Here is an 18,250-nt window from a genome sequence, read left to right as displayed (position 1 = left end):
AGTCCCGGTGCAGGGACTGCATCGGTCGCGCCCGGGTGGCGGCCATCCCCGCAGCGGATGTCGGATCCGCGCCGCGGCCGCCGACCATACGCTCACCGGTCTGACGCTCGGCGCCACCGGAGACCGCGGACTGGTCGGGAGGGCCCGTAAAGGACCTCATCCACCGTTTCATGCACCCGCATGGGCCGCAAATTCGACAGCGGTCTGGCCTTTCGGTACCTCGCGCACGCGCGATATCACGGTCACCGACGACGCGGGCCGCCTCACAGACTTCGCAGATCGCGACGGACTTCGCAGCGCGGCGCCGGAAGCCTGCGAGACCCGCGCGATTCTGCGAACTCTGGGAGCGCCGCGTGGGAGAGGGGTTGACGACCCGCACCTTCCATGGTTACCTACTCAAGTAACTAACCGACCAAGCGGAGTTGATGTGATCGAAGAAGGCCGGGCGCTGTTCCTCCAGATCGCCGAGAGCGTGGAGGACGCGATCATCGACGGCAGCCTCGCCGAAGAGGCGCAGGCGCCGTCGACGAACGAGCTCGCCGCCTTCTACCGGATCAACCCCGCCACCGCCGCGAAGGGAGTCGCGATGCTCACCGACAAGGGCGTGCTGTACAAGCGACGCGGCATCGGCATGTTCGTGGCGCCGGGTGCGCGCGAGCTCCTGATGAACGAGCGCCGCACCGCCTTCGCCGACCGCTTCGTCGAGCCGCTGCTCGCCGAGGCCCGCAAGCTCGGGCTCGGGCCCGAAGATCTGGAACTGCTCATCCGCGACCGCGCTGCGGCGCAGGTCGCCCTCACCACGGAAGGGAACGCACGATGACGACCGGGACGCACGTCATCGAGGTGAAGAATCTCACCAAGCGCTACCGCGACGTCGTCGCGGTGGACGACGTGAGCTTCACCATCGAGAAGGACACCATCTACGGCCTGCTCGGCCGCAACGGCGCCGGCAAGACGACGGTCATGTCGATCCTCACGGCGCAGAACTTCGCGACGTCGGGCGACGTCCGCGTGTTCGGCATGCAGCCGTACGAGAACGCCAAGGTGCTCTCGCGCATGTGCTTCGTGCGTGAAAGCCAGAAATACCCCGACGACGCGCTGCCGAAGCACGCCTTCGGCACAGCGAAGCTCTTCTTCCCGAATTGGGACGACGAGCTCGCCGCGCAGCTCATCGACGACTTCCAGCTGCCGCTGAAGACGCGCATCAAGAAGCTGTCGCGCGGACAGCTCTCGGCGGTCGGCGTGATCATCGGACTCGCCTCCCGGGCCGAGATCACTTTCTTCGACGAGCCCTATCTCGGGCTCGACGCGGTCGCCCGGCAGATCTTCTACGACCGGCTGCTGGAGGACTACACCGAGCACCCCCGCACGGTGATCCTCTCGAGCCACCTCATCGACGAGGTGTCGAACCTCATCGAGCGCGTGCTCGTCATCGATCACGGACGCATCGTGATGGACGAGGCGACCGACACCGTGCGCGACCGCGCCGCGAACATCGTGGGCGACAAGAGCGCCGTCGACGCGTTCGTCGCCGGGCGGCAGGTGATCCACCGCGAGAGCCTGGGGAACGTGGCATCCGTCACCGTCCTCGGGGCCCTCAGCCTCGCCGACCGCGAACGCCTCGCGGCCGCAGGCCTCGACGTCGCGCCGGTCTCGCTGCAGCAGCTGATCGTCCGCACCACCCAGAACGCGGCAGCCGAGTCGGCCGCCTCCGAGGAAGGAGCACTCCGATGAACCGCACCGTCAACGTCGTGCGCATGCAGCTGATCAACAAGCAGACGTTCGTCTGGGTGCCGCTGATCGTGCTCGGCTCCTCGTTCGCGATGTCGCTCGCGATCTACGCGATCCTGAACTCGTCGGGTCTTCCCGGTCCCTTCTACGGCGGCGGCTCGCAGGCTCCGCTGTGGGTTCTGCTGTTCGTGGGGATCTCGTCGCTGACGCTGACCTTCCCGTTCTCGCAGGCGATGAGCGTCACCCGCCGGGAGTTCTTCTTGGGCACGATGCTCGCCGCGGCGATGTGCGCGGTGCTGCTCGCGGTCGTCTTCGCGGTCGGCGGGCTGATCGAGGAGGCCACGAACGGCTGGGGCATCAACGGGTACTTCTTCGCCCTGGACTGGGTCGTCGAAGACGGAGCGCTCGGCGCCGCCTTCTTCTACTTCGTGATGGCGATGCTCATCTTCATGCTGGGGTTCTGGTCGGCCACGGTCTACAAGCGGTCGGGCGCCCTGCTGCTGACCCTCATCTGGGTCGGGGTCGGCGCATTGCTGCTCATCGCCATCTGGGCGATCACCCGTTTCGAGGTCTGGGGCGAGGTGATCACGGCGCTGGTCCAACTCGGCGCTGTCGGTCTCGCCGCGTGGGGCCTCGTCCTCACGGTCGTGCTCGGCGGGATCTCCTACCTCTCGCTGCGTCGGACGGTTCCCTGATCGGTCATGGAAACGGATGCTGCCACCCGGCGATCACGCCGGGTGGCAGCATCCATGTTCCACGTGAAACGGGAGGTCAGCGCGAGTCGGCGGCCTCGGTGTGGTGGCGGATGACCTCGGCGACCACGAAGTTGAACCACTTCTCGGCGAAGGCCGGGTCGAGGTCGGCCTGCTCGGCGAGGCTGCGCAGTCGCGCGGTCTGCTGCTCCTCGCGGGCGGGGTCCGAGGGGGGCATGCCGTGCTCGGCCTTCAGGTGGCCGACCTGCTTGGTCGCCTTGAAGCGCTCGGCGAGCAGATACACCAGGGCGGCGTCGATGTTGTCGATGCTGCTGCGCAGCCGGGCCAGCGTCGTCGTGGGGTCTTCTTCGGTCATGGCGCTCCTTCTCGCCCCTCGACGATACCCGTCATCGCTGTCGGCTCCCCCGGGATGACGCCGGGTCACACGATCCGGGTGAAGTTGCCCTGCGCACCTCGTCGCGCGCACCACCCAGCCCTAGAGTGTGACCCATGACCGATGCCTCGCCCTCGCTCGGCGCCACGTCCGCCGAGGCCGCCGCGCCACTGTCCGCCGACCCCGCGGCCGGCACGGACGCCGCCGCTGTCACGCCCGGCGTGAACGGAGACGCGTCTGCGGACGCCGCCCCGGTGTTCACCGGCGAGGCGCCGGAAGGCAAGACCTTCTGGGCGAACCTCAACAGCCCGTTCCGATTGGGACTGGTGCTCACGCTCGGCGGACTGGCGGCGATCGCCCTGGGCCTCGCGTTCTGGAACCTCTCGACGATCATCATCTACGTCGTCTTCGCGCTGTTCGCCGCGCTGGGCCTCGACCCCGTGGTGCGGTGGTTCGGCAAGCACAACGTCTCGCGGCCGTGGGCCATCGTGATCGTGTACACCGCGTTCGCGCTGGTGCTCACCGGCATCCTGCTTCTCGTGGTGCCGACCCTGATCAAGCAGATGACCGCCTTCTTCAGCGACCTGCCGACGACGATCGCGAACTTCCAGAAGTCCGACTTCTACGGCTGGCTGAGCGACACGTTCGGCTCCCAGGTCGGCCAGATCACCGACCAGATCGAGAGCTTCCTCACCAACCCGACCAACATCGCCGCCATCGGCGGCGGGGTCGTGAACTTCGCGGTGAGCGTGGGCACGACGATCTCGGGCATCATCATCGTGCTCGTGCTGAGCCTGTACTTCCTGGCAGGCCTTCCCGCCATGAAGGTCGCGTTCAACCGGTTCGTCGCGGCCCGCAACCGCGCGAAGGCGGCGGCCATGACCGACCAGATCACCGACTCGATCGGCGCCTACTTGATGGGCATGGTCGTGCTGGCGTTCTGCAACTCTGTCATCGCGTTCCTGCTGCACCTGTTCCTGGGGCTGCCGTTCCCGGCGCTGATGGGCGTGCTCGCCTTCCTCATCACCTTGATCCCGCTCATCGGTTCGGTGCTCTACTGGCTCACCGCGACGACGATCGCGCTCTTCACCGGCGGCTGGGTGCCGGCGCTGATCTTCGCGGTCATCTACCTGATCTACATGCAGCTCGAGGCATACGTGCTCACGCCGAAGGTGATGAACAAGGCGATCTCGGTGCCCGGCGCGCTGGTCGTCATCGGCGCGATGGTCGGCGGGACCCTGCTCGGCCTCCTCGGTGCGCTGGTCGCGATCCCGGTGACGGCGTCGATCCTGCTCATCATCAAGCAGGTCTTCATCCCCAAACAGGACGCCAAGATCTAGCGGCGCTCCCCCGCTCGGGGTCTCAGCGCACGGGAAGCAGGCAGGTCGGTGACGGCGCCTCGGACCGGTGTCGCACGCGGCCGGGCACGCCCGTGCGCACGTCGAGCGTGAGCGACGCGACCTCGTTCGACAGCTGGCCGGCGACGAGCAGAATGTCGCGCACCACCACGTGGTGCCGCGGCCAGTCCACCCCGGCGTCGATGAGGGCGACCGGCTCGACGTACTCGCCGGCGCCCCGCACACGCAGCGTCGCGAGGGTGTTGCTGCCGCGGACCCCGGCGTACAGGAACTCGCCGTCGCGCGATGCCGCGAGCTCGGCGGCGCTGTCACCCGGAAGCGTGCCCGCGCCGAGCGGCGTGCCGCCGACGAGGCTCCACGTGCCGTCGACCGCCGGCGCGAGCACGAACAGCTCGCACGAGAACTCGGTCACGACGTAGAGATGCCCGCTCGGGTGCCACACCATGTGCCGCGGTCCGCTGCCCTGCGGCAGCGCGAGCTGCTGCACCTGGCGCAGCCCGTTCGCGCCGTCACGCCAGAACCGCACGACGTCGTAGCCGAGATCGGTCGTCGCGATGAGCCCGCCCGGCAGGAACACCGCCTCGTGGGCACGCGAGGGACGGGAGACGGATGCTGCGTCCTCGGCGCTCGTCGTCGCCTCGGCCTCGTCGCGATCATGGTCGGGAACGAGGTGCGCGTACTCCTCACCGGCGGCCGCGCGCAGGGCCCGCGCCGCCGCCGCGAGGTCGATGTCGCCGGCCTGGTCCGGTACGCCATCGGGTCCGTACGGGTCGATGGCCGCAGGAGCGATCACCGGCGACGAGGGCCGGCCCGCAGCATCCAACTCCATCCGGACCACGCGTCCGTCGCCCCAGCAGCTCGCGACGAGGAAGCGGCCGTCGGGCGACACCGCGACATGGCACACCGCCTCGCCCGCGGCGACGGGCGCGCCGAGCGGGGCGAACGTGGTCTCGCCCGTACGACGGAACGCCTGCAGCTGCGCCCGCTGCTCGAGCGCCGCGTACACGACGTCTCCGGGCGCGACCGTCAACGAGCCGGGATGCGGCGCGAGCCACGACGGCGAGTCCGTGGTCGCGACCTCGCCGGCGAACGCCAGCGCGCCGCCCGCGGAGGCGTCGTCGGAGGCGCCGGCGAGCAGCATCCCGAACCCGGAGGCGCTGCCGCCCATGTCGGCGGTGTACCCGCCCAGCCAGAACCTCATGCCGACGCGCTCAGTCGACGAGGTCGTGGCGCACGATCACGGCGTCGCGAGCCGCGCCCACGCCGATCACCGAGATGCGGGTGCCGCTCATCGCCTCGAGCGCGAGGACGTACTCCTGCGCCTCGCGGGGGAGCTCGTCGAAGGTGCGGGCGCCCGAGATGTCCTGCTTCCAGCCGGGGAAGTACTCGAGGATCGGCTTCGCGTGGTGGAAGTCGGACTGGTTCACGGGGACCTCGTCGAACCGCTCGCCCTCGACCTCGTACGCCACGCACACCGGGATCTGGTCGAGGCCGGTGAGGATGTCGAGCTTGGTCAGCACGAGGTCGGTGATGCCGTTGATGCGCGTCGCGTAGCGCGTGATGGGCGCGTCGTACCAGCCGACGCGGCGCGGGCGGCCGGTGGTCGTGCCGAACTCGAAGCCGCGCGAGCGCAGGAAATCGCCGTTCTCGTCGAAGAGCTCGGTCGGGAACGGGCCCGAGCCGACACGCGTCGTGTACGCCTTCACGATGCCGACGATCCGGTCGAGGCGGTTGGGGCCGACGCCCGAGCCGGTCGCCGCGCCGCCCGCGGTCGCCGACGACGACGTGACGAACGGGTACGTGCCGTGGTCGACGTCGAGCATCGTGGCCTGGCCGCCCTCGAAGACGACGACGTCGCCCGCGTCGAGCGCGTCGTTGAGCAGCAGCGACGTGTCGGCGACCATCGGGCGCAGGCGCTCGGCGTACGACAGCAGGTCGTCGACGATCTCGTCGGCGGTGATCGCGCGGCGGTTGAAGATCTTGACCAGCAGGTGGTTCTTCTGGTCGAGAGCGCCCTCGACCTTCTGGCGCAGGATGTTCTCGTCGAAGAGGTCCTGCACGCGGATGCCGACGCGGTTGATCTTGTCGGCGTAGGCCGGGCCGATGCCGCGACCGGTGGTGCCGATCTGGCGCTTGCCGAGGAAGCGCTCGGTGACCTTGTCGAGCGTGCGGTGGTACTGCGTGATGATGTGCGCGTTCGCGCTCACGCGCAGGCGTGAGGTGTCGAGACCGCGGGCGTGCAGCGCCTCGAGCTCGTAGAAGAGCACCTCGAGGTCGATGACGACGCCGTTGCCGATCACCGCGTTCACGCCGGGAGACAGGATGCCGGACGGCAGCAGGTGCAGCGCATACTTCTCGTCGCCGATCACGACAGTGTGGCCGGCGTTGTTGCCGCCGTTGAACTTGACCACCCAGTCGGTGCGCTCACCCAGGAGATCGGTGGCCTTGCCCTTGCCCTCGTCTCCCCACTGGACTCCGACGATCACGATGCCTGGCATGGGCTACTCCCCCGTTATCTGACGGTTACACCCCATCCTATCCGGATGCTTCGTTACGCCTTCTGGCGCTGCGAGTCCTCCCGTGACGAACGGGGTTGGACGCACGTATGACCGCGCGGGAATCGTGAGGAGCGGATCGCCTCGTGCGAAGAAAGGACGGGAATCGTGACCGACCAGGTTCACCTCGCCATCGCCCTCGAACGGGCAGGCTGGCATCCCGCGGCGTGGCGCGAGGCCACCGCCCGCCCGCACGAGCTGACATCGGCGCGCTACTGGCGCGACCTGCTGCGCACGGCGGACGACGCGGGCATCGCCCTCGCCACCATCGAGGACGCCCTGGCGCTCACCGATCGCTTCGAATCCGTCGAGGGTCTCCGCCGCGACCGCGTGCGCGGCCGCCTCGACGCCGTGCTCATCGCGTCGTACGTCGCGCCGCTGACGCGCCGCATCGGCCTCGTGCCCACCGTCACGACGGCTCACCCCGAGCCCTTCCATGTCGCCACCGGCATCCAGACTCTCGACTTCGCCAGCCGCGGCCGCGCGGGTGTGCGGCTGGTCGCGGGCGCCTCGGCCGCCGAGCGCGCGAACTTCGGCCGCCGCGCGTCGGGCGTCGACGCGATCCCTGCCTCGGGTCGGGTCGAGGACTCCCCCGAGATCCTCGCTGCATTCCGCGAGGCCGGCGAGTTCGCCGACGTGCTCTCGCGCCTGTGGGACTCCTGGCAGGACGACGCCATCGTCCGCGATGTCGCCGCAGGCCGCTTCCTCGACGCCGACCGGGTGCACAACATCGAGTTCGAGGGCGAGTTCTTCTCCGTCACCGGCGCCTCGATCGTGCCGCGGTCCCCGCAGGGCCGCCCGCTGATCACGGTGCTCGCGCACCAGACGGTGCCGTACCGCCTCGCCGCCGAGCACGCGGACCTGGTCTTCGTCACCCCCGTCGACGAGACGGTTCGGCCCGGCTTCGCGCTTCCCGGCATCCTTTCAGAGCTGGATGCTGCCGCCGACGAACTGCGGACGGGGGACGAGCGCCTGCGGGTCTTCGCCGACCTGCTCGTGCTGATCGAAGACACCGAGTCCGCGGCTCGCGAAGCCCTCGCGCGCCTCGACCAGTGGGACGGTGCGCCGCTGGCCTCCGACGCCCGCATCGTCGCCGGCACGCCCGGCGACGTCGCCGACGCGGTGCGCGAACTCGCCGCCGCGGGTGTGGACGGGGTGCGCCTGCGCCCCGCGCGCCAGCCCGCCGACGTCGTCGCGATCGCCGAGCAGGTCGTGCCGCTGCTGCGCTCGACCGGCACGCTGCGCGAAGACGACGGCGCCGGGTCGCTTCGTGCACGCCTCGACCTCGCCCGCCCCGAGAGCCGTTACGTCCGAGAGAAGGTCTCGCTGTGAGCCGTCCCCGCCAGATCCACCTCGCCGCCCACTTCCCGGGCGTCAACAGCACCACGGTGTGGACCGACCCGACCGCCGGCAGCCAGATCGACTTCGCGTCGTTCGAGCACTTCGCCGCCACGGCCGAGCGCGGGCTGTTCGACTACGTCTTCCTGGCCGAGGGTCTGCGCCTGCGCGAGCACAAGGGCCGCATCCACGAGCTCGACGTGCTGGGCCGGCCGAACACGCTGTCGATCCTCGCCGCCGTCGCGGCGATCACCGAACACATCGGTGTCGTCGGCACGCTCAACACGACGTTCAACGAGCCTTACGAGCTGGCGCGCGAGCTCGCGACCCTCGACCACCTGTCCGGCGGGCGCGCGGGCTGGAACGCCGTGACGAGTTCCGACGCGTTCCACGGCGCGAACTTCCGCCGCGGCGGCTACCTGAACCACGCCGACCGCTACGAGCGCGCCCGCGAGTTCGCGGCGCTCGCGAAGGAGCTGTGGGACTCGTGGCCCGAAGACGGCGTGCGCGCGGATGCCTCGACCGGCGTCTTCCTCGACGACGGCGTCCCCGCGCGTGTGCGCCACACCGGCCCGCAGTTCGACGTCGACGCGCTGTTCGACGTGCCCCGCTCCCCGCAGGGGCGCCCGGTGATCGTGCAGGCCGGCGACTCCGCCGACGGGCGCACGTTCGGCGCCGAGCACGCCGAGGTGATCTTCTCGCTCCATCAGGAGTTCGAGGACGCGCGCGCGTTCTACGACGACGTCAAGGGACGCCTGGCCCAATACGGCCGCGAGGAAGACTCGCTCAAGATCCTCCCGGCCGTGACCTTCTCGATCGGCGACACCGAGGCGGAGGCCCGCGAGCGCGCCCGCGAGGTGGCGCTGCAGCAGGTACGGCCCGAGGTCGCGCTCACGTACGTCGAGCAGGTGTGGGGCCGCGACCTGTCCGGCTATGACCCCGACGGTCCCCTCCCCGACGTCGACCCCGACACCGGTTCCGAGACCGCACGCGGCTGGGCGAACCGGCACGCGGCGGTGCGCGCCAGGATCGCGAAGCTGCGTGAGCTGTCGGAGACCGAGGGGCTCAGCATCCGTGAAACCGTCATCCGCCTCACGGCCACCCCGACCTTCGTCGGTACGCCCGAGCACATCGCCGCCGAGATCGACCGGTACGTGCAGGAGCGCGCGACCGACGGCTTCACCGTCGTCGGGCATCTCACGCCGCACGGCCTCGACGAGTTCGCTGCGCGCGTCGTGCCGCTGCTGCAGGAGCGCGGCTCGTACCGCCAGTCATACGAGGAGGGCGCGACGCTCCGCGACCTGCTCGGCCTCCCGGCGCCGGTGACGGCACCGGCGCTCGCGGCACGATGACGGGCCGCGCGCGCTTGCTGTTCGTCGGAGCCGGCCCCCGGGCGATCATGCTCCTCGAACGCGTGCTGGCGCGTGCGGACGAGCTCACGCAGCTCGACATCGACCTCGTCGACCCGCATCCCGCCGGCGCCGGCCGCATCTGGCGCCACGCCCAGTCGCCGCTGCTGAAGCTCAACTCGATGACGCGCGACGTCACGGTGTTCACCGACGACAGCTGCACGATCGAGGGGCCGGTGCGCTCAGGCCCCTCGCTCAGCGGATGGCTCGAGCAGTGGCGGACGGGCGAGCTGCCCGACGTCGAGCTCGACGAGCTGTCGGCGGCCGAGGCGGGTTCGCTCGGGCCCGAGGGCTTCCCGACGCGGCGCCTGCACAGTCATTACCTCGACTGGTTCTTCCGCCGCACCGCGGCGAGCGCGCCCGACGGCGTGACGATACGACTGCACACGGACACGGTGACGTCGGTGCGGCCCACCGCGGACGGGCGGCACACGGTGTCGCTCGCGAGCGGTCGCGAGATCGAGACGGATGCTGTCGCCTACTGCCTCGGGCACACCGAGCGCGACCCCGATCCGGCGTCGACAGAACTCGCCGCAGCCGCCGAGAAGAACGGGCTCGTGTACGTCGGCCCGGCGTTCACCGCGGACACCGACCTCGCGGGACTGACCCCGGGCGCGGATGTGATCGTGCGGGGCATGGGCCTCGCGGCCGTCGACCTCGTGGTGCTCCTCACGCAGGGTCGCGGCGGACGGTTCGACCGCAACGCCGACGGGGCGCTGCGCTATGTGCCGTCGGGCCAGGAGCCGCGGCTGCACCTCGGTTCGCGCCGCGGGGTGCCGTACCGGTCGAAGGTGACGTCGACGCTCGAGGGCGACCCGCCGCAACGCGACGTGCTCACGCCGGAGGTGATCGAGTCGCTGATCGGCTCGGGCCGCCCGATCGACTTCGACCGCGACGTCTGGCCGCTGGTCGCCGCCGAGTTGCTGCACGGCCACTACCGCGAGCTCTTCACGGGGCACCCCGACCGCGTCTCGGGTACCTGGGACGAGTTCCGGGCGGTGCTGCACGCGCACGCGTGGGACGATCCTGCGATCCGCGAAGCGATCGCCGCGGTCGTACCCGACCCGCTCGACCGGTTCGACGTCGCCGAGTTCGACCGGCCGTTCGCCGACGCATCGTTCGCCGACGCCGAAGACGCGCACGAACGGGTGCGCGCGCACATCCTCGACGACCTCGAGCTGCGCACGACGCAGGAGCGCAGCCCCGCGCAGGGCGTGTTCGTCGCGGCGCTGCTGTCGTTCATGGCGCTGTCGGAGATCCCCAAGGAGCGCTTCACCGCCCGCTCGCGGGCGTACACACTGCCGGTCCGCTGGCACACCTTCTTCAGCTACCTCGCCAGCGGTCCGCCGCCGCACCGGCTGGATGAGCTGCTCGCCCTCGCCGACGCCGGGGTGGTCCGCTTCCTCGGCCCCGACGTCACCGTCGCGGTCGAGCCGCGCGGGTTCGCAGCATCCACCCCCCGCGTGCCGGGCGAGACGGTCGCGGGCGCGCTCGTCGACGCCTGGCTTCCCGCCGCCGACGCAGAGCTGAGCACGAACGTCGCGCTGCGCGAGCTCGCGACGGTGCACGGTAGCGTGCTTCGCGTGACCGACGCCGAGTTCAGCGGCTCGCTCGGCCGCGTGCGCGTCGCCGACGACGGGCGCGTGCTGCGCCCCGACGGTCAGCCGCACGACGCGCTGTTCGCGATCGGGCCGTTCACGTCGCAGACCGAGGCCGGCGCCTTCACCCGCCCGGGGGCGAACTCGCTGTCGCTGCGCCAGACGGATGTCGTGGCCGGCGCCCTCGCCGCGCGTCTCGCGGTGTCGGTGCCCGTCGCCCCCTGACCCCCTGGGCAAACACCACAGGCGTCGCCGGACACCACGGCGCGCCGTGGTGTTTCGTCGCGGGCGTGGTGTTTGCCCACCAAACCGAGGGTGCGGGGACCACGTGCGGGACGGGGTACCGACAGCTCGTGTGACGCCGGATGACGGCGCGTGACCGTGCGCGACCGTGGTTCACGCCGCGTGACATCGCCGATCGAGGCGCCGACGGCCTCTCCGAGACGCTGAAACCACGAGCCGGCACCACCGCCGCGACTCGCCCGCCACAGCTTCTGGAGACACACCATGTCGTTCACCCGACCCCGCACCGCCGCGCTCGCGGCGATCGGCGTCGTCGCGCTCGCGCTCACCGCGTGCGCGACCGGCGCCGGCGACGCCGCACCGTCCGCATCCGCCGAGGCGGAACCCGTCGCGGGCGGCGATCTGACCTTCGCGATCGCCGTCGACAGCCAGTGCATCGACCCGCAGCAGGTCGGCAACAACGACGCCATCGCCATCGCGCGCCAGACCGTCGCGTCGTTGACGATCCAGGACCCCGAGACCGGCGAGATCCTGCCGTGGCTGGCCACCGACTACGAGGTGAACGACGACGCCACCGGCTTCACCTTCACCCTCCAGGACGGCCCCACCTACGCCGACGGCGAGCCCATCGACGCGGCATCCGTCAAGACGAATTTCGAGGCCATCCAGGCGCTCGGCGCGAAGGCGAGCCTCGGCTCGTCGTACCTCGCCGACCTCGAGAGCATCGAGGTGCCCGACGAGCACACGGTCATCGTCAACTTCTCGGAGCCGAGCGCGCAGTTCCTGCAGGCGACCTCGACGTTCTCGCTCGGCCTGCTGTCGCCCGCGACGGCCGCGGTGAGCCAGGCCGACCGCTGCCTCGGGAACTACGTCGGCTCGGGTCCGTTCTCGGTCCAGAGCTACACGCCCAACGAGGGCGCCGTGCTCGAGCGCCGCGAGGGCTACGAATGGGGCCCGTCGATCGCCGGCCACACCGGCGAGGCGTACCTCGACACCATCACGTACAAGGTCGTGCCCGAGTCGGGCAACCGCACCGGCAGCCTGCAGTCGGGTCAGATCGACGCGACCACCGGCATCGCGACGGCGGACGCCGTGCTGTTCGAGGGCGATGACTTCTGGTCGCTCAACCGCGCCAACCCCGGCTCGGTCTACAACCTGTACGCGAACCAGTCGACCGAGAAGCTCGCCGACGAGAACGTGCGTCTCGCGATCCAGAAGGGCATCGACCGCGAGCAGATCACCGCGACCCTCCTCGGCCCCGACGACGTGCCCGCCGTGTCGCCGCTCGCCTCGTCGACGCCGTACTTCACCGACCTCAGCGACGTGCTCGAGTACGACCCGAAGGCGGCGGCCGACCTGCTCGAGGAGTCGGGCTGGACCGAGGGCGATGACGGCATCCGCGAGAAGGACGGCGAGAAGCTCAGCTTCCACGTCACCTACTGGCAGTCGCCGAAGGAGGTGCTCGAGCTCGTGCAGCAGCAGCTGCGCCAGATCGGCGTCGACCTGCAGCTGACCTTCGCGAGCATCGCCGACGTGCAGGCCGCGAACGCCGACGGCACGTACGACTTCTCGTACGGCAACCTCACACGCGCCGATCCCGATGTGCTGCGCACCGTGTTCTCGGTGAACGGCACCAACAACGCCACCAAGCGCACCGAGCCCGCCGAGATCGACGAGCTGCTCGACGAGCAGGCCGCGATCATCGACCCGGCCGAGCGCCAGAAGGTCGTCGACGAGGCGGCCGAGCTGCTCATCACGGGCGGCTACTCGATCCCGATCTACCAGCTGTCGACCACCATCACGGCAGCGGCCAAGGTGCAGGGTCTGACGTTCGAGGCGTCCAGCCGCCTGGACTTCTACGACGCCTGGATCGCCGAGTAAGCCCGCCACGGGCACAGCGCACAACGCAAAAGGATGAGGAGCGAGATCATGTGGCTGAGCTACATCGCCCGGAGGATCGGTCAGGGCCTGGTGGTCCTGTGGGCCGCGTACACGATCTCGTTCCTCATCCTCTACCTCCTTCCCGGCGACGCCGCGACGCTGTTCGCGGGCGGCGGCGACCAGGAGGCCATCGACCCCGAGCTCGTCGCGCAGCTGCGCAGCGAGCTCGGGCTCGACCGCCCCTTGTACGAGCAGTACCTCGTCGCCCTGGGCAAGGCGCTGACCGGCGACTTCGGGGTGTCGACGCAGACCGGGCGACCGGCATCCGATCTGCTCCTCGAATCCCTCCCCCCGACACTCGCGCTGACCGCCTTCGCGTTCGTGCTGTCGGTGGTGTTCGGCATCGTCCTCGCGCTCTCGGCCTCACTCGCCCGCGCGCAGTGGCTGCGCAACCTGCTGTCGTCCCTGCCGCCGCTGGGCGTCTCGATCCCGGTGTTCTGGATCGGCCTCCTGCTGCTGCAGGCCTTCTCGTTCCGCATCCGCCTCTTCCCCTCGATGGGCAATGAGGGCTTCGAGAGCCTCGTGCTGCCGGCCATCACGATCGCGATCCCCTCCGGCGCGTTCATCGCGCAGCTGCTGTCGCGCAGCCTTCGCTCCACCCTCGCTCAGCCGTACGTCGAGATCGTCCGGGCGAAGGGCGCGAGCGAGCGCCGCGTGCAGCTCGGCCACGCCTTCCGCAACGCCGCGATCCCCTCGCTCACGATGGTCGGCGTGCTGATCGGCGGCCTCCTCTCCGGCGCCGTCGTGACCGAAACCGTGTTCTCGCGCCTCGGCATCGGCCGCCTCGTCGTCACCGCCGTCAACAACCGCGACGTGCCCGTCGTGCAGACCGTGGTCGTCTTCGCCGCCCTCGTCTTCGTGGTCGCGAACCTCGTCGTCGACCTCGTGTATCCCCTCATCGACCGCCGCATCACGCTCGCCCGCACGGCGTTCGTCGCCGCCTGACAGGAGCCGCCATGACCGTCGAGAACGTCCTCTCCCCGCCCGCGCGCACCCTCGAGCCGCACGACCCGTTCCTCGAATCGATCGTCGACCCCGACGCCGATCCGTCGGGCAGCCCGCACGCGGCCGCCCTCGATGAAGAGCGGACGGATGCTGCGTCCCGCCGGGTTGCCCTTCGCCCGGTGATCGCGGTGCTGAAGCAGCCGACCCTCGTGGCGTCGATCCTCGTGCTCGCCCTCGTGACGCTGTGGGCGCTGGTGCCCTCGTGGTTCACCGCGTGGGACCCGATCGTCGGAGTCCCCCAGGACCGCCTGCTGCCGCCGAGCGCCGAGCACCTCTTCGGGACCGACAACCTCGGACGAGACCTCTACGCCCGCGTCGTCTACGGATCGGCGACGTCGCTGGCAGCGACCTCGGTGGCCGTGATCGTCGGACTCGCGGTCGGGTCGCTGTTCGGGCTGCTGGCCGGGTTCCTCCGCGGGGTCGTGGACGACGCGATCATGCGCTTCATGGACGTGCTGCTCGCGATCCCGAGCCTGCTGCTCTCGCTCGCGCTCATCACCGCGCTCGGCTTCGGCACGCTCAACGTCGCGATCGCGGTCGGACTCGCGAGCATCGCCTCGTTCTCCCGCGTCATGCGCGCCGAGGTGCTGCAGATCGCCACCGCCGTCTACGTCGAAGCCGCGCACGTCTCGGGCGTGCGCTGGTACACGGTGCTCCGCCGGCACGTGCTGCCGAACGCCTCCGGACCCGTCGTGGCGCTCGCCGCCCTCGAGTTCGGCGTCATGGTGCTCGCCATCTCGTCGCTGTCGTTCCTCGGCTTCGGCGCTCCGCCGCCGACACCGGAGTGGGGATCGCTCGTCGCCGGCGGGCGGGACTATCTCGCCGTCGCCTGGTGGCTCACGACCTTCCCCGGCCTCGTGATCGTCGCCGTCGTGCTGTCGGCCAACCGCATCTCGCGCGCCCTCGAGCGAAATGGAGGAATCCGATGACCGCCCTGCTGGAGGTCTCGAACCTGTCCGTCTCGTACACCCTGGGCGGCGAGTCCAAGCCCGCCGTGCGCGACGTGAGCTTCACCGTCGACCGCGGCGAGGTCGTCGCGATCGTCGGCGAGTCCGGCTCGGGCAAGAGCACGACGGCGCACGCCGTGATCCACCTCCTCGCGTCGAACGCGTCGGTGGACGCCGGCTCGATCGTCTTCGACGGCACCGACCTCACCGGGCTCTCGCGCCGCGCCTGGCGCGAGGTGCGCGGACGCGCGATCGGGCTCATCCCGCAGGACCCGACCACGAGCCTCAACCCGGTCAAGCGCGTCGGCCGCCAGGTGGGCGAGCCGCTCGTGATCCACGGCCTCGCCACGCGCCGCGGTGCCGACGCGCAGGCCGTCGAGCTGCTGCGCCTCGCCGGCATCGGCGAGCCCGTGGCGCGCGCAAAGCAGTTCCCGCACCAGTTCTCGGGCGGCATGAAGCAGCGTGCGCTCATCGCCACGGCGCTGGCCGCCGAGCCGAAGCTCGTGATCGCCGACGAGCCCACGAGCGCCCTCGACGTCACCGTGCAGAAGCAGATCCTCGACCACATCGACACGCTGGCGTCGACGCTCGGCACAGCCGTGCTGCTCATCACGCACGACCTCGGCGTCGCCGCCGACCGCGCCGACCGCATCATCGTGATGCAGAACGGCGAGATCGTCGAGACGGGCGCGGCACGCCAGGTGCTCGCGGATCCGCAGCATCCGTACACCCGCTCGCTCATCGCCGCGGCACCCGGGCTCCGCGGCGAGACCGTGCGCGTCGGGGAGCGACCGCTTCGGACGGAAACGGATGCTGCGTCCCCGCCGCTCCTGGAGGTGACGGGTCTGCGCAAGGAGTTCCCGCTCGCCGGCCGCGAGAAGCTCGTCGCCGTCGACGACGTCACGTTCCGCATCGACCGTGGCGAGACGCTGGCGATCGTGGGCGAGTCGGGCTCGGGCAAGAGCACGACGGCGCGACTGGCTCTGCGCCTCGAGAAGCCGTCGGCGGGCAGCATCCGTTTCGACGGAGACGACCTCGTCGCCGCGAGTCGTGAAGAGCTGCGCGCGCTGCGCCGGCGGTTCCAGCTCGTCTACCAGAGCCCGTTCGCGTCGCTCGACCCGCGGTTCACGATCGCCGAGGTGATCGACGAGCCGCTGCGCGCGTACGGCATCGACAAGGCCGAGCGGGGGCGCCGCGTGCGCGAGCTGATCGAGCAGGTGGCGCTGCCGGCGGGCACCGCGTCGCGGCGGCCGGCCGAGCTCTCGGGCGGTCAGCGGCAGCGGGTGGCCATCGCGCGTGCGCTCGCGCTCCGGCCCGACCTGGTCGTGCTCGACGAGGCCGTATCGGCACTCGACGTGTCGGTGCAGGCGCAGATCCTCGACCTGCTCGCGGCGGTGCAGCACGAGGTGGGGGTGTCGTACCTGTTCATCAGCCACGACCTCGCCGTGGTCCGCGAGATCTCGGACCGCGTCGCCGTCATGCAGCACGGGCGGATCGTGGAGCAGGGCGCGACCTCGCAGGTGCTGAGCGCGCCGCGCGAGGAGTACACGCGCCGTCTCATCGAGGCGATCCCGGGGTCGACCCTGTCGGGGCCCGTGCTCGCGGAAGGGGCGGTCGCGTGAGCGCGCAGGGACTTCGCGCGCGGGGACTGCCGGCTCAAGGAACGCTCGCGCAGCAGACGACCGAGCTGCTGCAGGAGCTGATCCGCAACGCCGCCGTCAACGACGGAACGCCGGACTCGGGTCACGAGCACCTGCAGGTGCAGACGCTGCAGCGGTTCTTCGAGGGCTCCGGGCTCGAGGGCGTCGTCGTCGAGCCGCACCCCGGACGTCAGTCGCTCATCGTGCGCATCGAGGGCACCGACCCCACCGCGCCGTCGCTCGCACTCGTCGGGCACACCGACGTGGTCCCCGTCGAGCCGTCGGGCTGGTCGCACGACCCGTTCGCGGCCGAGATCGTCGACGGTGTGCTGTGGGGCCGGGGCGCGATCGACATGCTCAACCTCACCGCCGCGTACGCCGTCGTGACGCGCGCGGTCGCGACCGGATCGTTCCGCCCGCGCGGCGACCTCATCTTCGCCGCCGTCGCCGACGAGGAGAACGGCAGCCGCTTCGGGGTGGGCTGGCTCACCGAGCACCGCCTCGACCTCATCGACGCCGACTACGTGCTCACCGAATCCGGCGGCGCCCACGCCGGGTCCCGTCCGCACCTCGGCGTCATGGTCGGCGAGAAGGGCGGTGCCGGGCGTCTGCTGCGCGTGACCGGCGCGCCCGGTCACGGTTCCGCGCCGTGGGGGTCTCGCAACGCCGCGGTCATCGCGGCCGAGGCCGTGACGCGCCTCGCACGGCACCGCGGTACGACCGTCATCACGCCGCAGTGGCGCGCGTACGCCGAGGCTCTCGATCTCGAGCCCGAGACGCGGGCCGCGCTCACCGACTCCGAGCGGTTCTACGACGGGCTGCCGCACCTGGGCGCCCTGGGCGGGTTCGCGCACGCGTCGACGCACACGACGATCTCGCCGACGATCGTGCGCGCGGGCGAGAAGGGCAACGTCATCCCGGGCACCGCGACCGTGCAGCTCGACATCCGCATCCTGCCCGACGTCACGCGCGACGACGTCGAGGGCCTCATCCGCGACGCGCTCGGCGACCTCATCGAGCACATCGAGATCGAGGGCGACTGGTTCGGCGAGTCGACTCTGTCGCCCGTCGACACTCCGCTCTTCGATGCGCTGGGCAGCGCGGTGCGCCGCGCCTACCCGAGCGCGGAGCTGCTGCCGATGCTCGGCGTCGGCGGCACGGACGGCCGCTTCTATCGCCGCCGGGGCATCCCCGCCTACGGGTTCGGGGTGCTCAGCGACCGCTGGGACTACGGCACCTTCCGCCGGCTTTTCCACGGCAACGACGAGCGCATCGACCTCGACTCGATCGCGCTCACCGTCGATGCCCTCGACCACGCCGTGCGCACCTTCCACGCCGACACCAGCACCGCCACGCGCACCCGCGTCTCGGAGTCCGTCGACGCCTGACCGGGGACGCT

General features: G+C 70.7%; 15 protein-coding genes. 12 read left to right on the top strand and 3 right to left on the bottom strand.

Annotated elements, in window-relative coordinates:
• The first annotated feature begins 427 nt into the window (after nucleotides 1-427).
• From ACVN90_RS00430 to ACVN90_RS00420, 3 genes are read left to right on the top strand one after another with little or no spacing between them, the layout of a single operon-like run.
• Entirely contained in the window at nucleotides 428-820 is a 393-nt protein-coding gene (locus tag ACVN90_RS00430; RefSeq protein ID WP_475100193.1) for a GntR family transcriptional regulator, read from the top strand.
• Nucleotides 817-1,734 carry an ABC transporter ATP-binding protein gene (locus ACVN90_RS00425; protein WP_475100192.1) on the top strand — a complete coding sequence of 306 codons (918 nt, stop codon included), beginning with the start codon at nucleotides 817-819 and terminating at the stop codon, nucleotides 1,732-1,734. The genes ACVN90_RS00430 and ACVN90_RS00425 overlap by 4 nt, the downstream gene beginning before the upstream one ends.
• Complete coding sequence (locus tag ACVN90_RS00420; protein ID WP_475100191.1) at nucleotides 1,731-2,426, top strand: hypothetical protein; 696 nt, start codon at nucleotides 1,731-1,733, stop codon at nucleotides 2,424-2,426. Before ACVN90_RS00425 ends, ACVN90_RS00420 begins: the two co-directional genes overlap by 4 nt.
• A gap of 76 nt (nucleotides 2,427-2,502) precedes the next feature.
• On the opposite strand, the gene ACVN90_RS00415 is transcribed toward ACVN90_RS00420, so the two are convergent.
• Nucleotides 2,503-2,799, bottom strand: a complete 297-nt coding sequence (locus tag ACVN90_RS00415; RefSeq protein WP_475100190.1) for a chorismate mutase — start codon at nucleotides 2,797-2,799, stop codon at nucleotides 2,503-2,505.
• A 134-nt stretch (nucleotides 2,800-2,933) separates the two neighbouring features.
• Here ACVN90_RS00415 and ACVN90_RS00410 point away from each other — a divergent pair, with 134 nt between their 5' ends.
• Nucleotides 2,934-4,157, top strand: a complete 1,224-nt coding sequence (locus ACVN90_RS00410; RefSeq protein ID WP_475100189.1) for an AI-2E family transporter — start codon at nucleotides 2,934-2,936, stop codon at nucleotides 4,155-4,157.
• A 22-nt stretch (nucleotides 4,158-4,179) separates the two neighbouring features.
• Here the strand turns inward: ACVN90_RS00410 and ACVN90_RS00405 are convergent, their stop codons facing one another.
• Together ACVN90_RS00405 and ACVN90_RS00400 are read right to left on the bottom strand one after the other, a co-directional pair.
• On the bottom strand, nucleotides 4,180-5,376 hold the full coding sequence (locus ACVN90_RS00405) for a lactonase family protein (protein WP_475100188.1): 1,197 nt from the start codon (nucleotides 5,374-5,376) through the stop codon (nucleotides 4,180-4,182).
• Nucleotides 5,377-5,386: 10 nt separating this feature from the next.
• On the bottom strand, nucleotides 5,387-6,673 hold the full coding sequence (locus ACVN90_RS00400) for an adenylosuccinate synthase (RefSeq protein ID WP_116195056.1): 1,287 nt from the start codon (nucleotides 6,671-6,673) through the stop codon (nucleotides 5,387-5,389).
• 165 nt (nucleotides 6,674-6,838) lie between these two features.
• On the opposite strand from ACVN90_RS00400, the gene ACVN90_RS00395 reads away from it, so the two are divergent.
• The 8 genes from ACVN90_RS00395 to ACVN90_RS00360 all read left to right on the top strand — a co-directional run bounded on the left by ACVN90_RS00395 (nucleotide 6,839) and on the right by ACVN90_RS00360 (nucleotide 18,239).
• On the top strand, nucleotides 6,839-8,062 hold the full coding sequence (locus tag ACVN90_RS00395) for an LLM class flavin-dependent oxidoreductase (RefSeq protein ID WP_475100187.1): 1,224 nt from the start codon (nucleotides 6,839-6,841) through the stop codon (nucleotides 8,060-8,062).
• Nucleotides 8,059-9,420, top strand: coding sequence for an NtaA/DmoA family FMN-dependent monooxygenase (locus ACVN90_RS00390; protein WP_475100186.1), 1,362 nt, complete (start codon nucleotides 8,059-8,061; stop codon nucleotides 9,418-9,420). Before ACVN90_RS00395 ends, ACVN90_RS00390 begins: the two co-directional genes overlap by 4 nt.
• Nucleotides 9,417-11,300 carry an FAD/NAD(P)-binding protein gene (locus tag ACVN90_RS00385; RefSeq protein WP_475100185.1) on the top strand — a complete coding sequence of 628 codons (1,884 nt, stop codon included), beginning with the start codon at nucleotides 9,417-9,419 and terminating at the stop codon, nucleotides 11,298-11,300. The genes ACVN90_RS00390 and ACVN90_RS00385 overlap by 4 nt, the downstream gene beginning before the upstream one ends.
• 282 nt (nucleotides 11,301-11,582) lie before the next feature.
• Nucleotides 11,583-13,199, top strand: a complete 1,617-nt coding sequence (locus ACVN90_RS00380) for an ABC transporter substrate-binding protein (protein WP_475100184.1) — start codon at nucleotides 11,583-11,585, stop codon at nucleotides 13,197-13,199.
• A gap of 48 nt (nucleotides 13,200-13,247) precedes the next feature.
• Complete coding sequence (locus ACVN90_RS00375; RefSeq protein ID WP_475100183.1) at nucleotides 13,248-14,204, top strand: ABC transporter permease; 957 nt, start codon at nucleotides 13,248-13,250, stop codon at nucleotides 14,202-14,204.
• 11 nt (nucleotides 14,205-14,215) lie between these two features.
• The gene (locus ACVN90_RS00370; protein ID WP_475100182.1) at nucleotides 14,216-15,193 is read left to right on the top strand and encodes an ABC transporter permease; all 978 of its coding nucleotides are present in this window, start codon (nucleotides 14,216-14,218) and stop codon (nucleotides 15,191-15,193) included.
• Nucleotides 15,190-16,833 (top strand): dipeptide ABC transporter ATP-binding protein, encoded by a 1,644-nt coding sequence (locus ACVN90_RS00365; protein ID WP_475100181.1) that lies wholly within the window; start codon nucleotides 15,190-15,192, stop codon nucleotides 16,831-16,833. Before ACVN90_RS00370 ends, ACVN90_RS00365 begins: the two co-directional genes overlap by 4 nt.
• The gene (locus ACVN90_RS00360; RefSeq protein ID WP_475100180.1) at nucleotides 16,830-18,239 is read left to right on the top strand and encodes a M20/M25/M40 family metallo-hydrolase; all 1,410 of its coding nucleotides are present in this window, start codon (nucleotides 16,830-16,832) and stop codon (nucleotides 18,237-18,239) included. The genes ACVN90_RS00365 and ACVN90_RS00360 overlap by 4 nt, the downstream gene beginning before the upstream one ends.
• Nucleotides 18,240-18,250 lie beyond the last annotated feature (11 nt).

Source organism: Microbacterium sp. F01 (assembly GCF_056156365.1).
The sequence above is the reverse complement of the archived record's forward strand: the minus strand, read 5'-3'. Positions and strand labels throughout refer to the sequence as shown.